7 protein-coding genes are annotated in these 8622 nt (G+C 33.4%); 6 read left to right on the top strand and 1 reads right to left on the bottom strand.

Going from position 1 to position 8622, the window contains the following annotated elements; genetic code table 11:
- Positions 1–499: 499 nt before the first annotated feature.
- From FD33_RS06380 to FD33_RS06355, 6 genes are all read left to right on the top strand, one after another.
- The gene (locus tag FD33_RS06380; protein ID WP_025086077.1) at positions 500–2113 is read left to right on the top strand and encodes a helix-turn-helix domain-containing protein; all 1614 of its coding nucleotides are present in this window, start codon (positions 500–502) and stop codon (positions 2111–2113) included.
- A 249-nt stretch (positions 2114–2362) separates the two neighbouring features.
- Positions 2363–3553: an MFS transporter gene (locus tag FD33_RS06375; protein WP_025086078.1), complete on the top strand. Its 1191-nt coding sequence runs from the start codon at positions 2363–2365 to the stop codon at positions 3551–3553.
- Positions 3554–3566: 13 nt separating this feature from the next.
- Positions 3567–4463, top strand: a complete 897-nt coding sequence (locus FD33_RS06370) for an alpha/beta hydrolase (RefSeq protein WP_056955849.1) — start codon at positions 3567–3569, stop codon at positions 4461–4463.
- A gap of 9 nt (positions 4464–4472) precedes the next feature.
- Complete coding sequence (locus FD33_RS06365) at positions 4473–4949, top strand: hypothetical protein (protein WP_025086080.1); 477 nt, start codon at positions 4473–4475, stop codon at positions 4947–4949.
- Complete coding sequence (locus FD33_RS06360; protein ID WP_034544395.1) at positions 4949–5791, top strand: sulfite exporter TauE/SafE family protein; 843 nt, start codon at positions 4949–4951, stop codon at positions 5789–5791. Before FD33_RS06365 ends, FD33_RS06360 begins: the two co-directional genes overlap by 1 nt.
- Positions 5791–6156, top strand: a complete 366-nt coding sequence (locus FD33_RS06355) for a DUF1634 domain-containing protein (RefSeq protein WP_025086082.1) — start codon at positions 5791–5793, stop codon at positions 6154–6156. The genes FD33_RS06360 and FD33_RS06355 overlap by 1 nt, the downstream gene beginning before the upstream one ends.
- A gap of 112 nt (positions 6157–6268) precedes the next feature.
- On the opposite strand, the gene FD33_RS06350 is transcribed toward FD33_RS06355, so the two are convergent.
- Complete coding sequence (locus FD33_RS06350; RefSeq protein ID WP_056955848.1) at positions 6269–8461, bottom strand: L-type lectin family protein; 2193 nt, start codon at positions 8459–8461, stop codon at positions 6269–6271.
- Positions 8462–8622 lie beyond the last annotated feature (161 nt).

Below are 8622 nucleotides of genomic sequence, written 5' to 3'. Positions count from 1 at the left end.
GCCACGCTAATGGTAAAGGGATCAACTTAGGTTGATTCCTTTTTTTGTGTCTTTAAAAAATGTTTTTTCAGAAATTATTAATATAATTTTTCAAAGTATTTATTTCAAATTAGCCAATGTGTCTATTTTAAGGAGCTTTTTATTTGGAAAATAAAAAGCCTTCAAAAATATCTTATTATTCCCTATGAAACAATGGTTAGCTTCTTCAAAAAGATTGATTCTTTCAACCTAATTTTTTACTTTTTATGAAAATTGTTTTTTTCTGAATTAAGGAACGCTCAAGGACTATACTTATTTAAAATAAGGCGTAAAATAACTTATTGGTATAGATAATAAAATATATTCATATTTCTATAAATATCTTGTCTATTTATTTAAGTTCTGAAACATTGTAGGTTACTTATTTAGGAAAATATTTATGATAATATAAATATAAATTATAAAACTTTGGATATATTCTATTATAATAGAACTAATTATATCTATGGGGGTGGAGTTCTTGGATAGCTTTACTGACTTATTTTTATCAAAGTCCGAAATTGAAAAAATACAATTATTTAATAAAATAAAGTTAATAAGAACTAATCAATTAGCTAGTGCAGATCTTATTGGAACATATCGTAATCGTGATATTAAGGTAAAGGATATTAACTTACGAAAAGCTGCCTATCAAATGAATAAGAGTTACGGCAGTGTCTACAATACTTTTTTGGGGATTCAAGAAGATTTCAAACGAATCTTGAAGAAGAGCAAGTATTCGACTGAAGAGATGTTTGACGTTACCAGAGATGCTTATCATGCTTATTTAACGACTAATTCTGATGGTTATCTATTTTTAGATGCGATTGTAAAAGAAAAAGAAAGTTCATTTAAACATTTTTATCAAACACTTGATAGTAGTAAGGCAACAGTTTTACGTCATTTAAAGCCAATGAGAGGTTATTTAAAGCGTTTCGGTGTCAGAATAGCTTATGAACCAATGCGCTTTGTAGGTGATGAGGAATCAATTCGTTTGGCTATTGCGGCGTTATATTGGAATGCCACTAGGGGATATGTATGGCCATTTGAAGATTTTACACAGAAGACAGCTTTTAAAGTCGTTGATATTGCTTTGGACAAATATCGTCTCAAACCAACTAATCATATTACTAAGACTTTTTATGCTTATGTTGTCATGGCTCATTTGTACCGTATTTTGGCAGGTAATCATGTTAAAAATATGGATGCTTTGAATGTTATCAATTATCCTTTCCCTAATATTTTTGAAAGCGCCGGTTCAATGCTTGAGGGAGATACCGGTAGCAAAAAAGTTCGCGAATTGAAGCGTGCTATTAAAGAAGATGTTAGTTATGAGGAGCAAATGTTCCAATCAGCTGACTTTTATATTCTATTGATGTGTGTTCCAGCCACTTTTGAGGTTTCAGAAGATTATCTTCAATCTGTTTCTAAACAATTGGTTAGATATAATCCATTGTTTGCTAACTTTATTGATGATTTCTTGGAGTTAATTCCAATTGATGTTGAACAAACAATCTCTGACATGGCGATGTCACATAGTGAATTTTTGAGATATAAATATAATTTAACTACATGTATTATTGGTGTTCTAGCATTAGATCACAATTATATTGAGATTTTGAATCTATATTCAGGTTTTGGTGATGCTATTAGTAAATTAAATGATGAGGGATTAGAGAGCAAAATTTATTCAACTGTCCAACATTTAATGCTTCGTGATAAGTATCAATCATTGGATGGAAAAACAAAACAAATTTCAGAAGCTATTTATGCAATCGCATATAGATTCTTCTCACTTTATAATAAGAATATTCAAGTTAAAGTTTATCTTGAATTAGAATCATTCTTCCTAGTTTATTCAGACTTATCAGTGACATTACAATCATTACCATACGCTAAGATTGTCAGTGATCCTACAGAGGCTGATATTATTGTTACAGCTAATAGTGCTAATCCACCCGAAGATCAAATGGGAAAAGATGTATGTATCTATCGTTGGATGTATAACGGTGTAGATGGACAAATGGGCGGTTTATTAAACTTAATTTATAAAATCTGGACGGAAGAGAAAGTTAACGAAAATCCAAATCTTTAGTGAAAAAAGTTGCAACAAATTTCAGAATATATTATGATGAGACTTGTGCGATGAGTCGAGAGCCGTCGAATTAGGACGGCACTTATGAAGGTAGGGTATCGAGCACTACTCACCGGATTTGTGAGGGATATCTATAGAAACTGGATGTGAACCGGAATCTATTTACTCATTTTGAGTACTACCAAAAAAACCATGGTTAATTTATACCATGGTTTTTTTTATAGGAAAATTTATAGAAGAGGTGAAAAAATGCGAGCACAAAGAATGTGGTTACTACTTTTAAATATTGCGTTTAATTTGGTAATGGGTTTTATTTTACCAGTTAATACAATTTTTATTCATAAAAATTTGCATGAATCCTTGGTAACGGCGGGATTTACATTAATGGTTTATTCAGCCTTTATGATGATTGGAAATGCCATGGGTGGCGTTATGTTCGATTGTTTCTCTAAACGTGGTACTTTATACATTGGTTACATAATTTCTATTGTATCTTTGTTAGGTATGTCAGTTCATCATGTTTGGCCAACATATGCTATTATGCTATTTATTTTAGGATTCGGAATGGGACTAATTTATACGGCAGTTAACGCTTATACAGCTTTTGTGGCGGAACAAATGTCGGGGAATAGTCGAGTAATCTTTAATAATATGTATTTAGCATCAAATATTGGTATTGCCGTGGGTTCAACTGCAGTTGGATTCATATTCAAGTGGAGCATTTTCTTTACTTTCTTTATACCAATGTTGTTATTTGTTTTGAGCTCAATTATTTTACTATTTAAGGCTAATTTATTGGAACACGTTTCAGAACACGATGATTCTGATGAATTAACTAGTTACGATAATGATAACGTTGATCCAAAAATTGAAATTGGATCAGGACGGTTCAAATTAAATCTTTTCATTATCTGTGCATCAATCTTTATCGTTTGGTTAGGCTACTCACAATGGGACAGCAACTTGTCTGCTTACATGCTTAATCAAGGATACACAACACGTGAATACGGACTTGTCTTTACTATTAATGCTGGCTCGTTGTTAATTATTCAACCAGTTATGAATCGTGTCATCTCAAAAATATTTAAACTTTTAAAGTATCAAATTTTTATTGGAACTGTAATCATGGGTTCATCTTTCTTGCTATTACCAGGAGCTAAGACTTATTTAGCATTTGTAACTAGTATGTTGGTTTTAACGGTTGGCGAATCAATGGTCTTTCCAACTATTCCAGCTTTATTGAGTAAGATGTCGACGAATAAGAATCGTGGAACTTTCCAAAGCTTCTATAGTATCTTTGGTTCTTTGGGACGTGCAGTTGGTCCTTATGCTGGTAGTTTGATTATTACAGCACTATCATTCTCGACATTATTTGTCGGTATTACTATATCAATGATTATCGTAGCTGTGGCTATGATAGGCGTTAAAGAATTAGCGTAAGTGAGGGAATATCATGATAATTTTACTTTTGATATTGTTATTACTAGTCGTTCTAATTTTGAACGCCTTTTTTTTATTCATTCAAAAAAGAGGCTCAAAGGCTTTGGGAGCGGAAGCTCCGAAAGTTAAAATGGATGAAGGATTAGTTGAACAAACAGAAAAATATTTAAAAAAACCAAAACAAGAATGGCAAATAAATTCGAAATTTAATCACAGTAAGTTGTATGGATGGTTCACCGATAATAAAAGTTCTACAACGGTTATTTTGGTTCACGGATTTGGAGTAGATCATAAATCGTTGGATGTTCACGCTCAATTATTTGATAAATTAGGCTTTAATACATTACAAATTGATAATCAGGCTGCTGGTAAAAGTGAAGGTAAGTATCTAGGTTTTGGTCATATTGAGAGTTTAGATCTATTAGAATGGATCAAAGAAGTTAATGATAAACATCCTGATAGTAAAATTATTTTATTTGGTGCATCTATGGGTGCGGCTACTGTTATGTTGACGACACAGTATCAATTGCCAAAGAATGTTAAACTGGTGATTGAAGATTCTGGATATACGAGTGCTTCGAACATCTTGAGTTATCACTGTCAAAAAAGGTATCATATTAAAGGTAGATATTTGATCAAGGGAATTTCACTAGTCTCAAAAATACGAGCTGGTTTTTCATATGCACAGGCAGATTGTACAAAGGCTTTGGCTAAAAATACGTTACCAATTTTGTTTATGCATGGAAAAAATGATTTTACTGTACCATTTGAAATGCGTGAAAAGTTATTAACATGTGGAAAATTCCCGAGAGAATCTTATGAAAGTCAAGGGGTTCATATACGGAGCTACTACGTCGATTCTAAAAAATATCAAGGTGCTGTGGAAAACTTTTTGAAATTGTACCTCTAGGAGAAAATAATGAAAATTAAAGTTACTGATTTTATCGAAAATATTCAAGATGAAAAATTTAAACAAACTAAACTAAATATAAGCAAGGATGATTTACTACAAGAAGATCTTTGGTCATTAAATAAAGCTAAAGAACAGTTGGAAAAAGATTTAACTGATAATGAGCTTTCACAAGTGATTATTCATGTTGCCGATGCGGAATTTCCAATTGATTTTTATTTAGAAACTGGAATTATCAATTTACCATTTGCTGACGCTAAGAAAGTAACACATTTTTTTGATGATGATGCTGAAGTTGAAACAAAAATTTATCTCTCAACTAGTTGTGATTACTTGAATGCCTCTAAGTTCCATATTGATTTAATTTCTGAAAATAGCTTAAAAAATGATGAAATAAAGCACACAATGGATATAATGAAAGGGAACTATGAAACTTCTTTAGAGAATTTCTCTAAAAAAGATGAAGACGAAAAAGAGGAAAAATAATGAATTCAATGCTACTACTTTTAGTAATGGGAGTAGGAGCTGGAGTTCTTGGTGCAATTTTGGGGATTGGTGGCGGAATGATCATTACGCCAGTTCTAACTATTATGATGGGATTAGATATTAAGTATGCGATTGGTGCTAGTATCATCTCAGTTATTGCAACAAGTTCTGGCTCTACAATTGCGTACTTAAAAGACGACATGTTAAATTTGCGTGTGGCCATGTTCTTGGAAATTGCAACAACTGTTGGTGCCATCATGGGTGCCTTGTTAGTAGGTGTATTTTCCAGTAATTTCTTATATGTCTTATTTGGATTCTTCTTACTTTACTCAACTTACAATATGATTCGTAAGTTAATGGATAAAAAAGGTGAAAGTGTTTATACCGGTCACGATCCAATTGTCGATAAGTTTAAATTATCGAGTACTTATTATGATAAAGCGGAGCAAAAACAGATTGATTATTCAATGAAAAATGTTCCGGGTGGATTTATCATGATGTGGGCTGCTGGATTAGCTAGTGGTTTGTTGGGTATTGGTAGTGGTGCTTTTAAAGTTATCGCTATGGATACAATCATGAAAATGCCTTTAAAACCATCAAGTGCTACAAGTAATTTGATGATGGGTGTTACTGCTGCAGCTAGTGCGACAGTATATTTCTTTAATGGTTCAATTCGTCCCGATATTGCTGCGCCATTGGCAATTGGTGTTTTAGTTGGGGCAACAATTGGTGCCCGTTTAATGCAAGTCTTAAAGCCAAGGATCATCAGAATGATTTTTATTCCTATTATTCTTTACATGGGAGTACAAATGGCTCTTAAAGGATTTGGGGTGAATATCTAATGAATAATAATACACATGAAGAAACACGACAGGTTGAATTAGTAATTGGAAAAATTTTACGTATCGGTGTGGTCACTTCAGCAATCGTTATTTTAATAGGTATGGCCTTATACTTTATGGGTGGCAGTGGTTATGCTTCAGGTGAATTTCCACGTCGATTTATGGCAATCTTTGCTGGAGTTGCGGCTGGAAAATCATATGCTGTTATTATGCTAGGTGTTTTTCTACTTATTTTGACACCAGTATTACGAGTAGTTGTTTCAATATATGCTTTTTATAAGGAGCATGATAATTTATATGTAATTATTACTACGATCGTTTTGGTAATCTTAATCTTTGCCATGTTTATGGGATATCGTAGTTAGAGAACAATTGTAGTCTAAAAAGGAGTGTTCATATGGACCCACATTGTGTGGATCGATATGAGCACTCCTTTTATTATTGCAAACGTATATTTTAGTAAGAATTGGGAGATTCTCATGCTTTATTTTTATTTGAAAGGGAGTCGATTAGTGACCATGATATCGTGCCCTTATAGATTCCAGCCTTGTTGCCTTTTTTCGCTGATAATAATATTCCACTATTATCAGTCCACGTATCAGCAATATTTTTGACTTGAGTATCATCAGTATCCTTTACATGTGTAGCAACGGGAAATTCTTTGTCAATATCATGATCTTTTCCATTAGCATCTCGATAAAATAAGTTACCTAATAATTTATTTTTATCCTCTGAAACTAAATCACTGGCTTTGGCCTGGACAGACCACTGACTTCCTTTTTCTCGACTATCAACAACATTAATTTGCCATTTTCCAAGTCGTGGTAAGATTTCGTCAATGAAGGAGCCATTAATAGGTTTGAAAGAGACTATATTTTGTACGTAGTCAAACGCTAAATTACCACCAACAGTGATTTGACGTGTAATAGTATTGCTAGTATTCCCGTCTTGATCTTTGACGTAAAAAGAAACAGTATTGATTTTGTCTAACGAATAACTGGCTATAGGAAGTTCAAAATTACCAGATAAATCAGCAGTAATACTTTGTGTTTCTGTAGAATTATTATTTAATTTTTGATAAACTGTCAGGTTTTGATAGTAAGGATTATTATTGCTACCAGCATAGGTTACTTGAGCTGGAATATAAACATCTTCATTTTCTTTCACTTTAATAATATTAGGTGAGTCACTATATAGATTTAATTTTCTATATCTAATTTTGAATGGAATAGTGTTAGCATCGGTAATAAGATTATCACCTTCAAAGGAAGCATGAGCCGCAGGAACAGTCAAAGTTTCCGTGGCATTTTTTTCAGTTTTACCATGTAATTCAATAATAGCAGTTCTACTTTCAGGTGTGAGTTTATCAGGTAAGAGAAAGTTAAGTTTAGTGGCGTTAGAGTTGCTAAAGACACTTGGATTTATTTGATGTGGTTTATTGCCTGCTGAATTTGGATAAGTTATTGTACCACTAGTGAATTTAATATGGTCAGGGACATCTACCTTTGTACTAATTTTGTCCCAATTTTTAGTCCAACCTTTATAGTTTAATGTGTAAGTATATCTAATATCACTATTGGGATCGACAGTGTTATTACTTTCAGTAATTTCAGTTCCACCTTGAGAATCATCATAAATAGCTGGAACTGCCTCAGCATCAACGAAAGAGGGGATAGATTCGAAGACTAATAAGTTGTTCTCAGAATATTTACCGGTAGAACCGGTAAATCCCCAATAAAGTTTAGTGTTATTTTCTGTTAGTCCAAAATTCTTTGTATCAATATTGAAGGATGTTTGAACTACTTGATTAGGGTCAGTAATGGGGATTCCTGATTTGGGATCCTTATCATTGTAAGCATAAGTTATAGTTCCTTGTGAGTGGTCGGTATCACTTTTAGGCGTCCAAGTGATAGTGACATGATGCCACTTTCCGTCTACTAAATTGGAGTGGAGTTTATAATTTTTTCCATGATCCATGGTAAAGAATCCAGGGTAGTCGCCATCACTTTTATAGGTGGTTGCTAATGCGGGATAATTACCGGCAATGTGACGATCACCGTTATTTCCATCTCCAACGTTCAAATCGAAAGAAACCCCTTCACCAGTACCACCAATACTTGGTTTATACCGATTGACAAAAGTATCGAATTCTAAGGCCCAACTTTTTTGAATAGCAGTTTTGGCGAGCCTATCCGGAAAGCTTTGATTTTCGTGATCCCAATCGGCTCCCCAAACACCTAGGGCTTGTCCATTAACAGGAATTCCATCCGCGGAAAGTGCAATCGAATTCTCTTTGTTTTTATCATTTTGAAGAACAAAGGCCATACCATCACCAACAAATCCCGTAGAGCTAGTAGCAGGTCCAAAGTAAAGCCACATCGATGCCCTTTGGGGATGTTGAATATCAAAATAATTATCAGAATTCATGTTACTCCAAACAGCCCCAGTTTGATATTTATCATTAGTCATTTTGATGACACTGGTTCCTTTAGTATTGGGATCGGGATTAGTCGACTGAGTAATTTGAGCATTATTAGTCATACTTGAATTAAACATGTTATTTGAAGGTACGATGACAGGTCTACGTAATCGTTTTTCAGCCGCCGCTTGGAAGTTAGCAACGACGAAGGCGTCATTATTCCAATTTAAACCTTTGGGTGCTGTTGACAAAGCATTTTCATAATCTTTATTGTCATCAGCTCTAGCTATTTGAACGTAGGTAAATGAATAAATTATGAATAGAAATGTTGCTCCGATAAAGATTAATAATAGTTTGCGAATTTTATAATCAAGTTAGCCACTTTCAATAAAAGCTCAAAATAAAAACACCA

This window comes from Companilactobacillus paralimentarius DSM 13238 = JCM 10415, from assembly GCF_001434985.1.
Taxonomy (GTDB): Bacteria; Bacillota; Bacilli; order Lactobacillales; family Lactobacillaceae; genus Companilactobacillus; species Companilactobacillus paralimentarius.
Note: the sequence above shows the minus strand (reverse complement) of the source record. Positions and strands in the feature narration are given on the sequence as shown.